The following is an 18,103-nucleotide window of genomic DNA, read 5'->3' as shown; positions in this document are numbered from 1 at the left end:
AACCCTGCGCGCGCCCGGCGCTTGTCGTTGGGCAACGACCCGGGGACAGCGCCATGGAAATCACCGCCGCCGTCATGACCAAGGCCGACGGAATGCTGACGCGCCGCCGGATCAGGCTCGAGCAGGTTCAGCTGGACGACCCGCGCGACAACGAGGTGCTGGTCCGCATCTCGTCATGCGGGATCTGCGGGACCGACCGCGGCGCGATCCACGGGCTGGAGCCTTACCCCACGCCCGGCGTCCTCGGCCACGAAGGCTGCGGCATCGTCGAGGCGGTCGGGCGAGAGGTCACGGCTTGGAAGCCCGGCGACCGGGTGATGATCGGGTTCGCCTATTGCGGCTACTGCCGCAGCTGCCGCCGGGGCCAGCACCGCTATTGCGAGAACGGGGCCAGGCTGAACTTCTCAGGCTACCGCATGGACGGCACCGGCGGGATGAAGCGCAAGGGCGGGGAGGAGGTCGCGGGCCGCTTCTTCCAGCAGTCGTCCTGGGCGACCCATGCGCTCGCGGTGGAAAACCAGCTTGCGCGCGTGCCCGACGGGCTGGACCTCGACACGACCGGCCCCTACGGCTGCTCGATCTCGACCGGGGCGGGTACGATCCTCAACGAGCTGCGGCCCGCGCCCGGCAGCAGCCTTGCGGTGTTCGGCACCGGCAACGTGGGGCTGGCGGCGATCATGGCGGCCCAGCTTTCGGGCGTCACGCGCATCATCGCGGTGGACAAGGACAAGAAGCGCCTCGCGCTCGCCCGGGAACTCGGCGCGACCGACGCGCTGGTCCACGGCGCGGACACGGTGGCCGAGATCAGGGAGATGGTCGGCGACAGGCTGGACTATTCGGTCGAGGCGACGGACGGCAAGAACCTCGTGTCCGAGGCGGTGGCCGCGCTCGGCATCCTCGGCACCTGCGCGATGGTGGGCGGGGCGGCCGCGACCGAGTTCGTGAAGGTCAAACATCCCGACTTCCTGCTGAAGGGCAAGCGCCTGATCGGCGTCGTGGGCGGGGGCGGGCAGACGCCCATGTTCCTGGAAGGGCTGATGGACCTGCAGCTGCAGGGGCGCTTCCCGGTCGAGAAGCTGATGACGTCCTACGACTTCGCCGACATCAACAAGGCGATCGACGACAGCGACGAAGGGCGCACGATCAAGCCGATCCTGAAGATGGGCGGCTGAGCGCAAGACGGGGCATCTTGAACGCCTCTCATGTTGTTCCTGTGCAACATGAGTTTTCCTTTCGAACCGGCCTGCCGTATAGCATCGGGGCAAACTTTACCCCGAAGGTCGCCATGCCCGTTCTTTCCCCCGCTTTCGACGCCATCCGCGCCGCCGCCCGGCAGCGCATCCTGATCCTCGACGGCGCGATGGGGACGCAGATCCAGAACCTGCGCCTGGCCGAGGGCGATTTCCTGGGACAGACGAACCACGGCGGCGGCTGCGCCTGCCACGTCCATTCCGACCACCCGCAGCAGGGCAACAACGACCTGCTGAACCTGACCCAGCCCGAGGCGATCGAGGCGATCCACCTGCGCTACGCCCTGGCCGGCGCCGACATCGTCGAGACGAACACCTTCTCCTCCACCACCATCGCGCAGGCGGACTACGGGATGGAGAACCGGGTCTTCCAGCTGAACCGCGAAGGCGCGCTGCTGGCGCGCCGGGCGCTGGACCGGGCCACGGCCCAAGACGGGCGGCCGCGCTGGGTCGCGGGCGCGCTGGGGCCGACGAACCGCACCGCGTCGATCAGCCCCGACGTGAACGACCCGGGCTTCCGCGCCGTGACCTTCGACCAGCTGCGCGTGGCCTATGCCGAACAGATCCGCGGCCTGATCGCGGGCGGGGCCGACCTGATCCTGATCGAGACGATCTTCGACACGCTCAACGCCAAGGCCGCGATCTTCGCCGCCGACGAGGTGTTCGCGGAAACCGGGACCATCCTGCCCGTGATGATCTCGGGCACCATCACCGACCTGTCCGGCCGGACCCTGTCGGGGCAGACGCCGACGGCGTTCTGGCACTCGGTCCGGCACGCGCGGCCGCTGACGGTGGGGCTGAACTGCGCGCTCGGCGCGACCGCGATGCGGCCCCACCTCGCGGAACTGTCGGACGTGGCGGACACGCTGATCTGCGCCTATCCGAACGCAGGGTTGCCCAACGAGATGGGCGAATATGACGAAAGCCCCGCCGCGATGGCGCGCCAGATCGCGGATTTCGCGGGCGAGGGCCTGGTGAACATCGTCGGCGGCTGCTGCGGGTCGACCCCCGACCACATTGCCGCCATTGCCGCCGCCGTGGCCGCCATGCCGCCGCGGGCGGTCCCCGAGATCGCCCCGCGCCTGCGCCTGTCCGGGCTCGAGCCGTTCGTCAAGACCGACGACATTCCCTTCGTCAACGTGGGCGAGCGCACGAACGTCACCGGCTCGGCCCGTTTCCGCAAGCTGGTCACGGCGGGCGATTTCCCGGCCGCGCTCGACGTGGCGCGCGACCAGGTGGAAAACGGTGCCCAGATCATCGACGTGAACATGGACGAGGGGCTGATCGACAGCGCCGCCGCCATGACCACCTTCCTCAACCTGATCGCGTCCGAGCCCGACATCGCGCGCGTGCCGCTGATGATCGACAGCTCCAAGTGGGAGGTGATCGAGGCGGGGCTGAAATGCGTGCAGGGCAAGGCGGTCGTGAACTCGATCAGCATGAAGGAAGGCGAGGCCGCGTTCCTGGAACAGGCCCGGCTGTGCCGCCGCTACGGCGCGGCGGTCGTGGTCATGGCCTTCGACGAGCAGGGCCAGGCCGACACCGCCAACCGCAAGGTCGAGATCTGCACCCGGGCCTACGACCTGCTGGTGAACGCGGTGGGCTTTCCGCCCGAGGACATCATCTTCGACCCCAACATCTTCGCCGTGGCCACGGGCATCGAGGAGCACGACAACTACGGCGTCGACTTCATCGACGCGACGCGCCGCATCGTGCAGGGGTTGCCGCACGTCCATGTCTCGGGCGGGGTCTCGAACCTCTCCTTCAGCTTCCGCGGCAACGAGCCGGTACGCGAGGCGATGCACGCCGTGTTCCTGTATCATGCGATCCAGGCCGGGATGGACATGGGGATCGTGAACGCCGGCCAGCTCGCGGTCTATGACCAGATCGACCCCGAACTGCGCGAGGCCTGCGAGGACGTGGTGCTGAACCGCGCGCCCGTCGGCGGCGGCACCGCGACCGAGCGCCTGCTCGACCTGGCCGAACGCTACAAGGGCGAAGGCGGCGCCAAGGCGCGCGAGAAGGACCTGTCCTGGCGCGAATGGCCGGTCGGCAAGCGGCTGGAACACGCGCTGGTCAACGGGATCACCGAATACATCGACGCCGACACCGAGGAGGCGCGGCTGGAAGCGGAACGCCCGCTGCACGTCATCGAAGGCCCGCTGATGGCGGGCATGAACGTGGTGGGCGACCTGTTCGGCGCGGGCAAGATGTTCCTGCCGCAGGTGGTGAAATCGGCCCGCGTGATGAAGCAGGCCGTGGCGCACCTGCTGCCCTACATGGAGGCGGAAAAGTCCGAGGGCGCCTCAAGTTCCGCCGGCAAGGTGCTGATGGCGACCGTGAAGGGCGACGTGCACGACATCGGCAAGAACATCGTGGGCGTGGTCCTTGCCTGCAACAACTACGAGATCATCGACCTCGGCGTGATGGTCCCGGTGCAAAAGATCCTCGAGACGGCGCGGGCCGAAAACGTCGACATCATCGGCCTGTCCGGCCTCATCACGCCCTCGCTCGACGAGATGGTCCACGTCGCCTCCGAGATGGAGCGCGAGGGCTTCGACATCCCCCTGCTGATCGGCGGTGCGACGACGAGCCGCGTCCACACCGCGGTCAAGATCAACCCGCGCTATCACCGCGGCCAGACTGTCTACGTCACCGACGCGTCGCGCGCGGTCGGGGTGGTGTCGAACCTCCTGTCGGGGGAACGCGGCAGCTACGTCAGTTCGGTGCGCGACGAATATGTCGAGATGGCGGACCGCTACGCCCGCGGCCAGACCGACCGCGAGCGGCTGCCGGTTGAGGCCGCGCGTGCGAACGCGCTGAAGATCGACTGGACCGGATACCAGGCCGAGCCGCCGACCTTCACCGGCGCGCGGGTGGTGGGCGACTGGGATCTTGCCGAGATCGCGCGCTACATCGACTGGACCCCGTTCTTCCAGACGTGGGAGATGAAGGGCGTCTATCCGAAGCTGCTCGACGACCCCCGGCAGGGCGAGGCCGCGCGCTCGCTGTTTGCCGACGCGCAGGCGATGCTGAAGCGGATCATCGACGAGAAGTGGCTCTCGCCCCGCGCGGTCGTGGGCTTCTGGCCCGCGAACCGCGACGGCGACGACATCCGCCTGTGGACCGACGAGGGGCGGGCCACCCTGCTGGCGACGCTGCACACGCTGCGCCAGCAGGTCATGAAGCGCGACGGCCGCCCCAACGTCGCGCTGGCCGATTTCGTCGCGCCCGAGGGCCAGCCCGACTGGGTCGGCGGCTTCGTCGTGACGGCGGGGGACGAATCCGCCCGCGCGCAGGCCTTCCGCGACGCGCACGACGATTTCTCGGCCATCCTCCTGCAGGCGCTGTCCGACCGCTTCGCCGAGGCGATGGCCGAGCTTCTCCACGAACGCGTCCGCCGCGAGCTGTGGGGCTATGCCCCGGACGAAGGCTTCACGCCCGAGCAGCTGATCGGCGAACCCTATCGCGGCATCCGCCCCGCGCCCGGCTACCCCGCCCAGCCGGACCACACGGAAAAGCGGACCCTGTTCGACCTGCTGGGCGCGACCGAGGCGACCGGGGTGGAACTGACCGACTCCATGGCGATGTGGCCGGGGTCTTCGGTCAGCGGGCTCTATCTCGGCCACCCGGACGCCTATTACTTCGGCGTGGCGAAGGTCGAGGCGGACCAGGTGGCGGACTACGCCGCCCGCAAGGGGATGGCGGTGGCCGAGGCCGAACGCTGGCTCGCCCCGATCCTGAACTATGACCCGGCGCGCCAGTTTGCCGCCGAATAGGCCTTTTCAAGCGTGATGGGGTTGGCTATGTCAGCCCCACCACGGACGCGGTCGTGGCGGAATTGGTAGACGCGCAGCGTTGAGGTCGCTGTTCCTTAACCGGAGTGAAAGTTCGAGTCTTTTCGACCGCACCAGTGTTTCTTGCGTCCTCGCAGAAACCCTGCAGAAGCTGGAAAGCAAGGCCCGCCAGGTAGTCCATACCGGCGGGCCTTCCTGCATCTGCGTCCCGGATGCGTGACGCGATCACCCCCCGGTTTACGCTCTGGTCGTTTTAAGCAAGCTGCTTGCCGGATAGATCCGCGCGGAGGCGCCCGGCAGGGTGTCCGCACCTTCCCGACCAGGCGGCAAGCCGGGCCTCAGCCCCGCGGCATCGCTTCTCAGGCCGGTGCGTCGCTGATGGCGGCAAGCAGCCGCGCCTCGAACGCCGCGTATTGCGCCCCGGACGCTTCAGCTCTCATGTCCGACATGAACAGCTCGTCGAACGCGCCCGCCAGGCCAGTCTTTGTCGCCTTGTTGCGGATGCAGGTGGTCAGCCATGCGTTCGCCTTGGACACGAACCGTTCGCCTGAGTGCACCGGATGATGGAACAGGCCGGAGGGATGTTGCGCGCCGATCCTTTTATCCGATTTCGGCAGGCCGAAGTTGAATGATTGCCGTGTGCGGTATTTGACTTCCATGTCGTCCAGGTTGGCGCATCTGAACCCGTTCGCCATCAGGGTGGACATCAGGAACGATTCGTCATTCGGCCAGCGGCGGGTCTCCTCGGGCGGAACGATCCGGTCGTGAGTTGCAGACATGGCCCGCCGGGCGGCATGAGCGAAGTCGATGGCGCGTCTGCTCACCCCGACCACCGGGAACAGGCACGCATGGACCTCCGGCTCGAAGAAGCACATCGGCTTGTACCAGAACCAGTTGTCCTTCGCCCTGAAGACATGGAACGCGAGAATGTCCACCGACCCGTCGTCGAAGCGGTCGAAGAAGTCGGCGCTCGATTCCAGGCCTATCCTCACGTCCGACTCGATGAGCCAGTACCTGTCGTACGCGCCAAGAAGCCCTGCGGCGGCATACAGGAAATAGTCGCCGCACAGCCAGCCGAAGTTCTTGGGAACATGCAGCCCCATCTCGGCGACCGATCGGGCGGAAACTGCAATCTTCGCCTTGCCGGCACCCACGTCGACAACCCCGTTCGTCTCATCGCAGATGAATGCGACGTCGCGGTTCGAGGTTTGCCTGAGATAGTTATAAAGCCGCTCCGTCGCCTCGCAGGAGAAATGAGTCCGGATCAGGATCAGTTCGCGCATGAGAAGCTTTCTCCACCGACAATGACGCCCGAACGCGCAGATGGTTCACGCGGGGAAGATGTCTGTCGCGCGCGGGCCGGTCAGGCGTGAAGCGGCCGGGGTCCGGGGACCGATCTCGCCGCTGTCGTCAGATCGCGACCGCCGACCGGCCTCGTCGGGCCGACCGCGCCGCGGCGGGCGTCATTGCGCCGCCGTGCGGGTCTTGCGCCGTTCGGACAGCAGGAAGCTCGCGAACAGGAACGGCATCCGCAGCGGCAGCAGCGGGTCGCGCTTCATCAGGGGCCGCAGGGTGGCGAGATCCGACGCCTTGCCCTTCAGCAGGTTGCGGACGGCGAGATAGGAATAGAGCCGGCGATTCTTCCTGAAGTCGCGGGCGATCCACTGGCGCGATGCGTCGTGGTCGAGCTGCATCAGCTTCTGCCCGCGCAGCAGCTGGCTTCCCAGCCGCTTCACGATGCCGGGCGAATCCCAGCTGGCGGTTTCGAAGAACATGTTCAGGCCACGGCCGCACACGATTTCGGACCGCGTGGACAGGCAGATGCGCGCGCCGGACAGCGCCGCCGTGATCCACATCATCCGGTCCTCGCCCGCGTGGCGCAGTTCGGTGTCGAAGCGGTGCTGGCCCTGCGTGGCCTGGCGCATGACGACGGTCGAGGATTGCGACAGATACTGCCTGAGCATGGCGTGATCCAGCGCGTGCGGCGCGAAGCCGCGCGTGAAGGGGCCGAGCCGCGTTGCCCTGTTCCACGCCTCGCGGCCCACGACCGACACGATGTCCACTTCCGCGAAGTGGCTGTCGAAGACGCCGGGGCGGCTGTGGTCCGAGAAGTAGAAGTCGTAGCCCTGTTCCAGCGCGTTCACGGCGTTGCGAAGGTGATCGCGGGTCCATTCGTCGTCGGAATCGAGGAAGGCCACGTAATCGAAGCCGCCGTCCGCCGCGACGATGTCCAGGCCGGTGTTGCGCGCGGCGCCCGGCCCGCCGTTGTCCTGCCGGACGTGCCGCCACGCGATCCGGTCGGTGTCGGCGTGGCGCGCCACCTCGTCGCGGGCGGGCACGGGTGAGGCATCGTCGACCACGATCACCTCGACCCGCGCGCCGTCGGGCAGGTCCTGGCGCAGGACGCTGTCGAGCGAGCGGGCGAGGATGCCGGGCTCGTTCTGGTAGAACGGGATGATGACGGCGATCTTCATGTCGGTTCAGTTCCTGTGCGTAACCCAGTAGCGGATGGCGCCCCGCAGCCGGGCGACTTCGCGCGTCCGCTGGATGTGCTCGCGCGTCGGCTCGCGGTTCAGCCACAGCCTGATTTGGCCGTCGATCATCTTGCGGATGGTCCAGACCGGCGCGCCCAGAAGCCGGCGCCCGCCGCGCGGGACCGGCGCGCCCATGATGGCCGAGCCGCCGTTCTCGCTGAGATAGGCCCAGGTCTCGCCTGCGGACTCGCTGTAGCTGCGGACGTAGTCCATCGTCAGGCGCCTCGCGGGGATCAGGTGGCGCACCCGTGCCTCCGGCACCCAGACGGCGATCCCGCCGGCCTTGATGATCGCGTCGATCACAAGCGTCTCCTCGCCCAGCCGCTTGTGGGTGGGGCTGACCCCCAGGTCGGGGTTGTAGGCGTGCTGCTTCTGCTCGGCGGCGCGCAGCGCGTAGTTGGCGCCGTAGGGGATCATGCCGGGCGTGTCGGGCATGATGCGGCGTTCGGGCCCCATGTCGCGCTTGGCGACGACAGTGGCCAGCAGATCCTCGTTCCGGCGGAACCACTCGGGCGGTTCCTCCTCGTAGACCGGCTCGATCACGCCGCCGAACACCGCCGCCTGCGGGTAGGCCGTGAAGGCGTCGGCGTAGGCTTCCAGCCAGCCGGGGTCGATGACCACGTCGTCGTCGGTCCACAGGATATAGTCGCCTGCCGCCTCGGCCACGCCGGCGTTCCGGGCGTTCGACAGGCCGGGCACCGGCTGCTCGATGCGCCGGATCGGCAGGCGGTCCGCGAACGACGCCACCACCTCGGCGGTGTGGTCGGTGCTGCCGTTGTCGACCAGCAGGAATTCCCACGAAAGATCCTGCGGCACCCGCATCGCGGCCGCCGAATCCAGCACCCGGCGCAGTTGCTCGGCGCGGTTGCGGGTGCACATGATGACGCTCAGCATGGGTCGGTCCTCACGCAGTCTGCGGCTCGCGCCGGGCAAGGTGTTCGCGGGCGGTGGCGACCGCCTCGGGCAGGGTGGCCGCCTGCGAGACGCCCGCCCAGCGGGTCCCGAACGCCTGCGACAGGCGGGCGATCTTGCCGTAGCGGTTGTCGAGGACGCAGTGCGGGATATCCAGCAGCGTGCACAGGATGTGGACGTGCAGCCGGTCGGTGATGACATAGCGCGCGCGGGACAGAAGCCGCAGGCCGCGGTCGATGCGGCGGCCCGACAGGTTGTCCAGATAGTCCCTGCGCCGAGCGGCGGCGCCCAGCCGCGCGGGGTTGAACGACAGGATCGCGCGCCGCCGTGCATCGGCCGCGGCACGGGTCCAGACATCGGGGTCGTCCTGAAGCCAGTCGGCCACGATCCAGCCGTCCGGGACATCGACGTGGGCCTGCCCGTCGCGCCGCTCGGAATCCGTCCGCAGCAGCATCAGCACGTCCGCATCCGGCTGCACGGGACGCGCCTGCGGGCCGAGCGCAAAGGCCATGTCGGGGCAAAGCCGCGTCTCGCAGGCGAAGTTGTCCCGCGCGAGGTCGAGGCTCGGGTGGTCGCGGACCAGCAGCAGGAAGCGCGGATGGCGGGCGATGGCAGCGCGCGTCTGCGCGATCATCGCGACGTCGTCGTAGTGGATCGACTGCGGCAGCTGGATCACGCGGCGGTCCGGGAGCTCGGCCAGGATCCGTTCCCTAAACAGCTGGTGGCGCGGCCACAGGTCGCCGAAGTTGCCGCCTCCGTGCAGCAGGACGGGGACCGTTCCGCGCAGCGCCCGGATCTCGGCGAGGTCGATGTTCAGGTCACCGGCGACCTTGCGGGCGATCCCGTGCCGGTCCAGCCACGCGATCTGCCCCGACCAGATGGCGCTGTCGCCGACGTTCCCGTGATCGGGAAAGTCGATCAGCGCGCAGCCGTTCCGGCGCAGGTCGTCGATCTGGTCCGAAAGGGCCGCGTCGAGCAGCGACCGGCACCGGGTGACGACCTCGGCGGCCGTCTTGACCGGCGATGCAGGAACCGGGGCGGGGGCAGGGGGAGTCGAGGGCACTCAGGCCTCCTTTTGCTTGCGCACGGTCTGCAGCAGGTCGCGGATCTCGCGCCGGGGATCGTGGCCCAGGGCGAACATGATCGCGGCAAACAGCAGCAGTCCCATGACGACCGTGGCGGTCCCCGTTTCCCAGCCCGCGCCGAAGCGCGCGACCAGCGGACCCGCCGCGGCGCGGACCGCGGCAGCCATCGCCACCGCCGCCGCGAGCGCCGGCAGGATGGCGCGCGTCGTGCCGGCCAGGGAGATGCCGGTATGGCGGGCGAGGATGAGCTGCTGCGGGATCATCGTGATCCACGCCCGCGCGACATAGGCAGCGGCCACGGCCACCAGCCCGTAGGGCACGGCAATCCAGGTGAAGATCACCGTCAGCGTCAGTTGCAGGGCGGCGATCCACAGGTTCGCCCGCGGCCGGTTGACCGAGGTGAGCGCCGGGCCGGTGAAGAAGTTCAGCACGAACGGCACGCACATCAGCACCAGCACCTCGGACACCGGGATCGCGGCGGCCCACTTCTCGCCGAACAGCAGCGGCAGGAGGATCGGCGAGACCGCGCCGATGCCCAGCAGGGCCGGGAAGGTCGCGAGCCCGGCGATGCCGACCATGCGCGCATAGATCGCCTGGAACCGCTCGCGCTGGTCCTGAACGTGCGAGAACGTGACCAGCGCCACGCTGCCGATCGGCGACAGCAGCGACTGCGAGATCAGTTCGATCAGCCGCCACGCGATCCGGTAATGGCCGACGGCGTCGGGGCCGTGCCAGCGCGAGATGAAGATTTCCTGCACCCGCACCAGCAGCATCCACAGGATCTGCGTCGCCATGATGCTGCTGCTGAAGACCAGGAGGCCGCGGACAAGGCGCGCGTCGAACTTCAGCGCCGGCCGCCACGGCGACATGCGCCAGATCATCGCCATGCCGACGATGCCGCCGACGAAGGCCTGGCCGACCAGCGACCAGACGCCCCAGCCCTGCAGCGCCATCGCCACGGCGACGATCCCGCCCGAGAGGCTGGAGGCGATGCTCTGAATCGCAAGGCTCTTGTGCTGGAAGTTCCGCGTCAGCAGCGCCGACGGGACGGTGGTGAGGGTGGTCAGCGGCAGCAGGAACGCGAGCCACTGGATGACCGGCACCGTCCCCTCGGCCCCGACCAGCCGCGCGTAGAACGGCGCGGCGCCGATCAGCAGCGCGGCCGCGAGGATCGACATGCCCAGCACGCACCAGAACACGGTGTTCACGAAGGTCTCGGAATACGCGGGCTCGCGGACGATGGCATTGCCGAACCCGGCCGAGGCCACGATCGTCGCGATCTGCACGAGGATGCTGGCCAGCGCGAAGACGCCGAAATCGGCGGGCGCGAGCAGCCGCGCCAGCACCGCGAACAGCACGAAGGTGACGATGGCAACCCAGACCGACCTGAGGATCGACCACAGCGAAGCCACCATCGTGCTTCGTTTCAAGCTGGTGACGTGGGTCATGCGATCCCGGTTTCCGCAACGCGTGCGGGCGGGGGGATCGGCAATCCGCCGTGGAATGTCAATCGAAGGCGGCCGCGGGGCAGGATCGCGTTCGCGCGAGGCGGCGGGATACCGCCAGCCCCGCGGGTATTGAGCGGGAAACGGGCGGCCCGGCCGGGTCGGCCCTGACGCGCTGGGGGGGCGCAGATGCGTTCGGGGCTTGACCGGGGCGCGCAGCACCGCCGCGTTCCGCGACGGCGGAAAACCCGGCCCGGTCCGCGCCGCCGGTCCGCGCCGCCGATCAGCGGCGCGGGACGGTCGCCAGCCGTGCCCGGACGCTGCGCGGGGGAGGCCCTGGCCCGCACCACCCGAGACCGGAGGCTCGTGTCCTCAGGCCGACAGGGTAAGCCGGGCAGGCAACGATTCCGCCAGCACCGCGCGGGCGTTGGCGAGGTCGTTATCGAGATGCCGCGCGACCGCCGCCTGGTCTTTGCCGAGCTGCTGCCAGCGCTCGCGAAGCCGGCGGGAGAGTTCATCCAGCGGCGCCGCCACCATCACCGTCAGGTCGAACAGCGGCCCAAGCTCGCGCCAGATGGGGCGGTCGAGCAGCAGGTAGTTCCCCTCGACCAGCACCAGCCGGTGCTCGGGGCCGACGCGGCCGGCGCCGGCGATGGACTGCTCGCGGGTGCGGTCGAAGACGGGGTGGAAGACCTCGGCTTCATCGCGAAGGCGGCGGACCAGCGACAGGAACCCCGCCGCGTCGAAGCTTTCCGGGCTGCCCTTGCGGTGCAGGATCCCACGCTCGGCCAGGATCGCGTCGTCGAGGTGGTAGCCGTCCATCGGCAGCACCGTCGCCCCCGGCAGGACGGCGGCGGCTTCCGCCGCGAGGGTGGACTTGCCCGCGCCGGGCGGTCCCGCCAGCGCGACGAGGCGGCGGCCCGGCGGCATGGCCGCGACAGCCGCCGCGAGCGGGCCGGCGATGGCCTGCGTCCAAAGGCTCACGCGGCGAGAACCTCTTCGGGCACCTTGGCCCCGGTCATGTAGGCCACAGCGTCCGACATCGAGTGCTGCTTGGGGTCGATCAGGCACAGGCGGCGGCCGAGCCGGTGGACATGGATGCGGTCCGCGATCTCGAACACGTGCGGCATGTTGTGCGAGATCAGCACGATCGGCAGCCCGCGCGCCCGCACGTCGAGGATCAGGTCCAGCACCTTGCGCGATTCCTTGACGCCGAGCGCCGCCGTCGGTTCGTCCAGGATCACGACCTTGGACCCGAAGGCGGCGGCGCGCGCCACCGCCACGCCCTGCCGCTGGCCGCCCGACAGGGTTTCCACCCGCTGGCCGATGTTCTGGATGGTCAGCAGCCCCAGTTCCGACAGCTTTTCCCGCGCGATCCGGTCCATGCGGGCCCGGTCGAGGATGCCGAACCAGCGCCCCAGCAGGTCCTCGCGCCGGATTTCCCGCCCCATGAACATGTTGTCGCTGATCGACAGCGCGGGAGACAGGGCGAGCGTCTGGTAGACCGTCTCGATCCCCGACTGGCGCGCGGCCAGCGGGCTTGCGAAGTGCGCGGGCCGGCCGTCCAGCCGGATCTCGCCCTCGTCGGGCTGGATCGCGCCCGACAGCGCCTTGATGAGCGTCGATTTCCCCGCGCCGTTGTCGCCGATCACCGCCAGGATCTCGCCCGGCCGCAGGTCGAAGTCGCAGCCGTCCAGCGCGGTGACGCGGCCGTAGCGCTTGGTGAGGCCGCGCGCCTCCAGAACGTTCTGGGTCATGACGCAATCTTCCTGATCCACTGGTCCACGGCCACGGCGATGATGATGAGCCAGCCGGTCGCGAACAGCTGCCACAGCACGTCCACCCCCATCAGCCGCAGGCCCGAGTTGAAGACGCCGACGATGATCGCCCCGATCAGCGGCGCCGCGATCGACCCGCGCCCCCCAAAGAGCGAGATCCCCCCGATCACGACGGCGGTGATGGATTCGAGGTTCGCCTCGACGAACGAGGTCGGGCTGACCGACCCCACACGCCCGATCGACGACCACGCCGCCAGCCCGCAGATCAGCCCCGCCGTGACGTAGACCGACAGCAGCACCCGGTTGACCCGGATCCCTGCCAGCGCCGCCGCCTCGGCATCGTCGCCGATGGCATAGACGCGCTTGCCCCAGGCGGTCATGTTCAGCGCCACGTAAAGCACCGCGAAGACGGCGAGCATCAGCAGCACGCCGTAGGTGATCACGAAGCCGCCGAGGCGGAAGTTCTGGCCGAACAGCTTCAGAAGCGGCGCGCTGGCGTCGATGTCCTGGCTGCGGATCGTGTTGCGGCCCGACAGGTAATACACCAGCGCGATGAAGATGTTTAGCGTGCCGAGGGTCGTGATGAACGGCGGCAGCCTCAGCCGCGTGACGAGCGTGCCGTTGACCCAGCCGGTCCCCAGGCCGGCCGCGATGCCCGCGGCGATCGCGATAGGCACCGGAACCCCCATCTCGACCGCGAGCTTGCCCATGATGACCGAGCAGAGCACCATCACCGCGCTGACCGACAGGTCGATTCCGGCCGTCAGGATCACGAGGCTCTGCGCCGCGGCGAGCGTGCCGACCACCGCCACCTGCTGAAGGATCAGCGAAAGGTTGAAGGCCGACATGAAGTTGGGCGCGGCGAGCGCGAAGCCTGCGACCGAGACGATCAGCACGATCACCGGCACCATCGTCGGGAAGCGGTGCAGGAAATGCTGGATCGATTCGGCGGTGGTGCGGCGATGCTCGAACCGGGCGACGGTCGCTTCGGTCATTCAGGGTCTCCGGTTGCGGAAAGGGCGGGCGGGGATGCCCGCCCGTCCCCGATAGTTCAGGTGGTCAGCCCCAGCAGAGCTTCAGCCCCTCGGCCGAGGTGATCGAGGGCACGCCCTCGACCGGCTTGTCGGTGACAAGCTGGACGCCGGTGTCGGTGAAGCTCAGCCCTTCGGTGTTCTGGGGCCGGGTGCCGTCCTTGGCGAACGCCGCGATCGCCTCGATCCCCATCTCGGCCATCTTGCGCGGATACTGCTGCGAGGTCGCGCCGATCACGCCGTCGGCCACGTTCTGGACCCCGGGGCACCCCCCGTCGACCGAGACGATCGTCACGCCCTCCTGCCGCCCGAACGCGCGCAGCGCCTCGGCCGCGCCGGCGGCGGCGGGTTCGTTGATGGTGTAGACGACGTTGATCGACGGGTCGCGCTGGAACAGCGCCTCCATCGCGCGGCGGCCGCCTTCCTCGTTTCCGTCGGTGTAGTCCTGGCCCACGATGCGGGGATCGTCCTCGTCACCGATGCGGGTGTTGTCCTTGGGGTCGATCCCGAAGCCTTCGGTGAAGCCCTGGTTGCGCAGCACGTCCACCGAGGGCTGCGACGCGTTGATGTTCAGCATCGCGACCTTGGCGTCCTGCGCCGCGTCTCCGAGCGTGCCCCTGGCCCACGCGCCGATCAGGCGCCCGGCCTCGTAGTTGTCGGTGGCGAAGGTCGCGTCGGCCGCGTCGGCGGGTTCCAGCGGCGTGTCGAGCGCGATCACGAGGATCCCCTGCGCCTGGGCCTGTTCGACCTGCGCGACGATCGCCTTGGGGTCCGAGGCGACCAGCAGGATGCCCTTGACCCCGGCCGCGATGCAGCTTTCCATCGCCTGCTGCTGGGTCTCGTGGTCGCCGTCGATCTTGCCGGCATAGGCCATGATCTCGACCCCCAGCTCGCGGCCCTTCTCCTCCGCGCCTTCCTTCATCTTGACGAAGAACGGGTTGATGTCGGTCTTGGTGATGATGCAGGCGCGGGTCGGTTCCTGCGCGTTCGCGCCCAGGGTGGCGGCGAACAGGGCCGCAGCGGCGCAGGCCGTGGTTTTCAGCGTGTTCATGTATCCCTCCTTCGCGCGGTCATCCCGCGCCGTCGGCTGCACAATGAACGCGCGGGCGTGGTTGTCAACGCCGCAGCAGGCCGGTGGCTGCCGCGCGTCAGCGAAGCGCCGCCTCGATGTTGCCGCCATCCACGGTCATCACGTGGGCCGTCGTGCGCTCGGCCTGCGCCAGCGCCACGAACGCCGCCGCCACGTGCCGCGCCTCGACCTCGCGGCCGAGAAGGTTGCCGCCGAGATAGGCGGCCTCGTCGATGCCCCGCGACGAGGCGCGCGCCGCGATCATCTCGGCCGTCAAGAGACCCGAGCGTATTCGGTCGGCGTTGATCCCGTTGACGCGGATGCCCTCGCGCCCGAGTTCCAGCGCCAGCTGCCGGATCAGGAAGAACGCGGCCGCCTTCGGCAGTCCGTAGGCCCCGAAGTTCCGGCCTGGGTTCACCGCCTGCTTCGAGGCATTGATCAGGATCTGCCCACCCCGGCCCTGGCGGCGGAAGACCGCGATCGCGGCTTGGGCGAAGGCTTGGTGAGCGAAGAAATTGAGGTCGAAACTGCTGCGCAGGACGTCGTCCGGAAGTGTCGCTATCTCGCCCTCGACTGCCGCCCCGGCGTTGCTGACGAGGATGTCGAGGCCACCGAACGCCGTAACCGCCGCGTCGACAGCACTCACGGCTCCGCCCGGCGCGGTGATGTCGAGGGCAAGGCCCCGCGCCTCGCGTCCGAGCATGTTCAACGCTGCGGCGAGCGCGTCCTCCTCGCGGTCGACGATGAACAACTCGGCCCCCGCAGCGCGGAACGCCTGCGCCGTGGCGAGCCCGATCGTGCCGGCCCCGCCGGTCACGAGCACGACCCGCCCCTGCAGCGCGGGAGGCTTGCCCTTGCCGAGCTTGGCCTGTTCGAGGGACCAGTATTCCATCTCGAACGTGTCGGCTTCGCCAATAGGGTGGAAGCCGCCCGCCGCCTCGCCCGCTCGCATGACCCGCAGCGTCTGCTCCCCAAGGTCTGCCGCGATCCGCGCCGCCTTTGCATTCGCGCCGATGCCGACGAGGCCCACCCCCTCGATCCACGCGAGCCCCGGGGTGGTCGGCAGCATCGTCTTGCGCTGCGTGGCACCGGGCGCGTTGCGGTGGAAATAGGCACGGTAGTCTTCGGCGAAGCTTGCCACGCGCGCCGCCATCCGCTCGGCCTTCAAGTCAGCTGCGGTCAGGTGCAACGGATGCGCCTTGGTGCGAATCACATGATCCGGCGTTGCGACGCCGCGCTTCGCCCAAGCCGCCAGGTCGCCCGAGGCCATGATCTCCAGGGTTTCCGCCCCGTCGCGAAGTGCAAGGACCGGCATCGCCGCACCCTCCGGCCGTCCGGCGGCCAGCGCGCCCCGCAGTGAGGCCAGGATCTCCGCCGCCCGGGCCGGGTCGCACTTGCGTCCGGCAACGGACGGGGCCGCTGCCCGCTGCCGGTCCAGCCACGCCTCGACTGCGTTGGTATGGGCGATGACTCGGTCATAGCTCTCCTTCGCAGTCGCGCCCCAGGTGAAATGCCCGTGGTTGACCAGCAGGAGCCCTTCGGCATCCGCGTGCGCGGCCACCGTCTCCGCGGCGAGTTTCGCCAGCGCGAAGCCCGGCATCACGTAGTCCACCAGCACCATGCGATCGCCGAAGATCTCGGCCGCGGCTTCTGCGACGTCGGGCAGGTTCGCCAGCGCCAGAAACGCCGTCGCGTGGGTGTGGTCCACGTAGCGCGCGGGCAGCCAAGCGTGAAGCAGCGTCTCGACCGACGGGTTGGGGGCGGTGCTGTCCATCAAGTTGGCGCGCTGGACGTTGACCATGTCCTCGTCAGATAGCGAGTCCAGCCCGCGCAGCCGGGCCAGCGGGGCCATCCGCACGGCTGGCAGGCCCGCCGCCTCGATCGTGTCGAGGTCCCAGCCCGAGCCCTTGACGTGCAGCACCTCCACCTTGTCGCCGTAGACGTCGCGTGCAGTCAGCTTGACTGAGGTGTTGCCGCCGCCGTGCATCACAAGGTCCGGCTCGGACCCGATCAGCCGCGAGGAATAGACCCTGAGCGCCAGTTCGCGAGTCGCCGGGTCGTCGCCTGCAGCGTCCTGCCAGCAGCGCGCATCGTCCTCGTTCCAGCGGTTCTCGATCATCCTGGCCCCTTAGTGGAACGATTGCGCGCTTTAGCCATGCATGCGACCCTCGCTCCATCTTTCTACAAATGTCAGGTGGCGTTGTCATTGGCTAAAGTTGATCCATCTTCAGCCGGCACGGGCGGCCGGAAGCGCGCAGCAGCGCAGGTGAGCGGCGCCAGCGTCGTGATCGAGGTAGCCTGGCTCTATTACCGCGAGGGTCTGAACCAGAAGGAGATCGCGGAACGGCTGAGCCTCTCCCGCGCGACTGTCGTGAACCATCTGGCAGAAGCGCGGACCCGCGGGCTGATCCGCATCGACCTTGACCCCTCGGCCTTTGCTGGCCACGCCGCGGCAGTGGCGCTGACACGGCGTTTCGGGCTTGCGGCCGCGCACGTCATCCCCGACGAGGGGCAGGAGGAGGTTGGAACGTTCAGGCGAACGGTGCAGGGCGCGGCGGCCTGGCTCCCTGACCTGCTGCGGCCGGGCGACCGTGTGGGCCTCGCCTGGGGGCGGACAATTTACGACCTCGCCACCACGCTCGAGCCGACCCGTCTCCCCGATCTTACCGTGCTGCAGCTGGTGGGGTCGATGGCCACGCCCTACGGCTTTTCGGCGGAAGCCTGCTCCAGCCTGCTGGCCGAGCGGCTGCACGCGACCTGCGCTAACCTTCACGCCCCTGCGGTCCTGTCGAGCGATGCCCTCGCCGCGAGCCTCAGGGCCGAGCCGATCATCGCCGCCCAGCTGGCGGGGGCGGAGGGGTGCAACAAGCTCTTGTTTTCGGTAGGAACCTGCCAGACCGACAGCCACGTGGTCCGCAGCGGCCTCGCGACCGAGGACGAGCTTGCCTGGTATGTCGCGCGGGGCGCGGCGGCGGTGCTGTGCGGGCGGTTCATCGACGTAGCCGGGCGCTGGGTCGAAGGGCCGATCGACGCGCGGATGATTGGCGTCACGCCCGATTACCTAATCGGTCTCGACATGGGGATCTGCGTGACGCCGGGTCTCGACAAGGTCGAGGCGACGCGCGCCGCCATCGCCGGCGGCTATGTCACCCACCTCATTGCCCCCTTGAGCGTGGCCCAGGCGCTGCTGGCCTGAGGTAGC

General features: G+C 69.0%; 13 protein-coding genes and 1 tRNA gene. 4 read left to right on the top strand and 10 right to left on the bottom strand.

Annotation, left to right across the window (positions count from 1 at the left end; all coding sequences use genetic code 11):
- Positions 1 to 53: 53 nt before the first annotated feature.
- The 3 genes from ELI80_RS03365 to ELI80_RS03355 all read left to right on the top strand — a co-directional run bounded on the left by ELI80_RS03365 (position 54) and on the right by ELI80_RS03355 (position 5,163).
- Positions 54 to 1,172 (top strand): NAD(P)-dependent alcohol dehydrogenase, encoded by a 1,119-nt coding sequence (locus ELI80_RS03365; protein WP_161596417.1) that lies wholly within the window; start codon positions 54 to 56, stop codon positions 1,170 to 1,172.
- Between the two features lie 113 nt (positions 1,173 to 1,285).
- Complete coding sequence (gene metH / locus ELI80_RS03360; protein ID WP_136649575.1) at positions 1,286 to 5,029, top strand: methionine synthase; 3,744 nt, start codon at positions 1,286 to 1,288, stop codon at positions 5,027 to 5,029.
- Between the two features lie 47 nt (positions 5,030 to 5,076).
- Positions 5,077 to 5,163, top strand: a tRNA-Leu gene (locus ELI80_RS03355).
- Between the two features lie 243 nt (positions 5,164 to 5,406).
- Here the strand turns inward: ELI80_RS03355 and ELI80_RS03350 are convergent.
- The 10 genes from ELI80_RS03350 to ELI80_RS03305 all read right to left on the bottom strand — a co-directional run bounded on the left by ELI80_RS03350 (position 5,407) and on the right by ELI80_RS03305 (position 17,020).
- Entirely contained in the window at positions 5,407 to 6,330 is a 924-nt protein-coding gene (locus tag ELI80_RS03350) for a hypothetical protein (protein WP_136649574.1), read from the bottom strand.
- A 180-nt stretch (positions 6,331 to 6,510) separates the two neighbouring features.
- Positions 6,511 to 7,521: a glycosyltransferase family A protein gene (locus ELI80_RS03345; protein ID WP_136649573.1), complete on the bottom strand. Its 1,011-nt coding sequence runs from the start codon at positions 7,519 to 7,521 to the stop codon at positions 6,511 to 6,513.
- 6 nt (positions 7,522 to 7,527) lie between these two features.
- On the bottom strand, positions 7,528 to 8,475 hold the full coding sequence (locus tag ELI80_RS03340) for a glycosyltransferase (RefSeq protein ID WP_161596416.1): 948 nt from the start codon (positions 8,473 to 8,475) through the stop codon (positions 7,528 to 7,530).
- A 10-nt stretch (positions 8,476 to 8,485) separates the two neighbouring features.
- Positions 8,486 to 9,556, bottom strand: a complete 1,071-nt coding sequence (locus tag ELI80_RS03335) for a polysaccharide pyruvyl transferase family protein (RefSeq protein WP_136649571.1) — start codon at positions 9,554 to 9,556, stop codon at positions 8,486 to 8,488.
- Complete coding sequence (locus tag ELI80_RS03330) at positions 9,557 to 11,026, bottom strand: lipopolysaccharide biosynthesis protein (protein WP_136649570.1); 1,470 nt, start codon at positions 11,024 to 11,026, stop codon at positions 9,557 to 9,559.
- 369 nt (positions 11,027 to 11,395) lie between these two features.
- Positions 11,396 to 12,007, bottom strand: a complete 612-nt coding sequence (locus ELI80_RS03325) for a nucleoside/nucleotide kinase family protein (protein WP_236641301.1) — start codon at positions 12,005 to 12,007, stop codon at positions 11,396 to 11,398.
- Positions 12,004 to 12,780, bottom strand: coding sequence for an ATP-binding cassette domain-containing protein (locus ELI80_RS03320; protein ID WP_136649569.1), 777 nt, complete (start codon positions 12,778 to 12,780; stop codon positions 12,004 to 12,006). The genes ELI80_RS03325 and ELI80_RS03320 overlap by 4 nt, the downstream gene beginning before the upstream one ends.
- Entirely contained in the window at positions 12,777 to 13,796 is a 1,020-nt protein-coding gene (locus ELI80_RS03315) for an ABC transporter permease (protein WP_136649568.1), read from the bottom strand. The genes ELI80_RS03320 and ELI80_RS03315 overlap by 4 nt, the downstream gene beginning before the upstream one ends.
- Before the next feature lie 64 nt (positions 13,797 to 13,860).
- Positions 13,861 to 14,883, bottom strand: coding sequence for a substrate-binding domain-containing protein (locus tag ELI80_RS03310; protein ID WP_136649567.1), 1,023 nt, complete (start codon positions 14,881 to 14,883; stop codon positions 13,861 to 13,863).
- 97 nt (positions 14,884 to 14,980) lie between these two features.
- Positions 14,981 to 17,020 (bottom strand): bifunctional aldolase/short-chain dehydrogenase, encoded by a 2,040-nt coding sequence (locus ELI80_RS03305; RefSeq protein ID WP_136649566.1) that lies wholly within the window; start codon positions 17,018 to 17,020, stop codon positions 14,981 to 14,983.
- A gap of 147 nt (positions 17,021 to 17,167) precedes the next feature.
- Between ELI80_RS03305 and ELI80_RS03300 the strand changes: the two genes are divergently transcribed.
- Positions 17,168 to 18,097, top strand: coding sequence for a sugar-binding transcriptional regulator (locus tag ELI80_RS03300; RefSeq protein ID WP_236641300.1), 930 nt, complete (start codon positions 17,168 to 17,170; stop codon positions 18,095 to 18,097).
- Positions 18,098 to 18,103: the final 6 nt, after the last annotated feature.

The sequence above is a fragment of the Paracoccus aeridis genome, assembly GCF_004923205.2.
Lineage (GTDB): Bacteria > Pseudomonadota > Alphaproteobacteria > Rhodobacterales > Rhodobacteraceae > Paracoccus > Paracoccus aeridis.
This window is presented reverse-complemented; position numbering and strand designations above follow the sequence as displayed.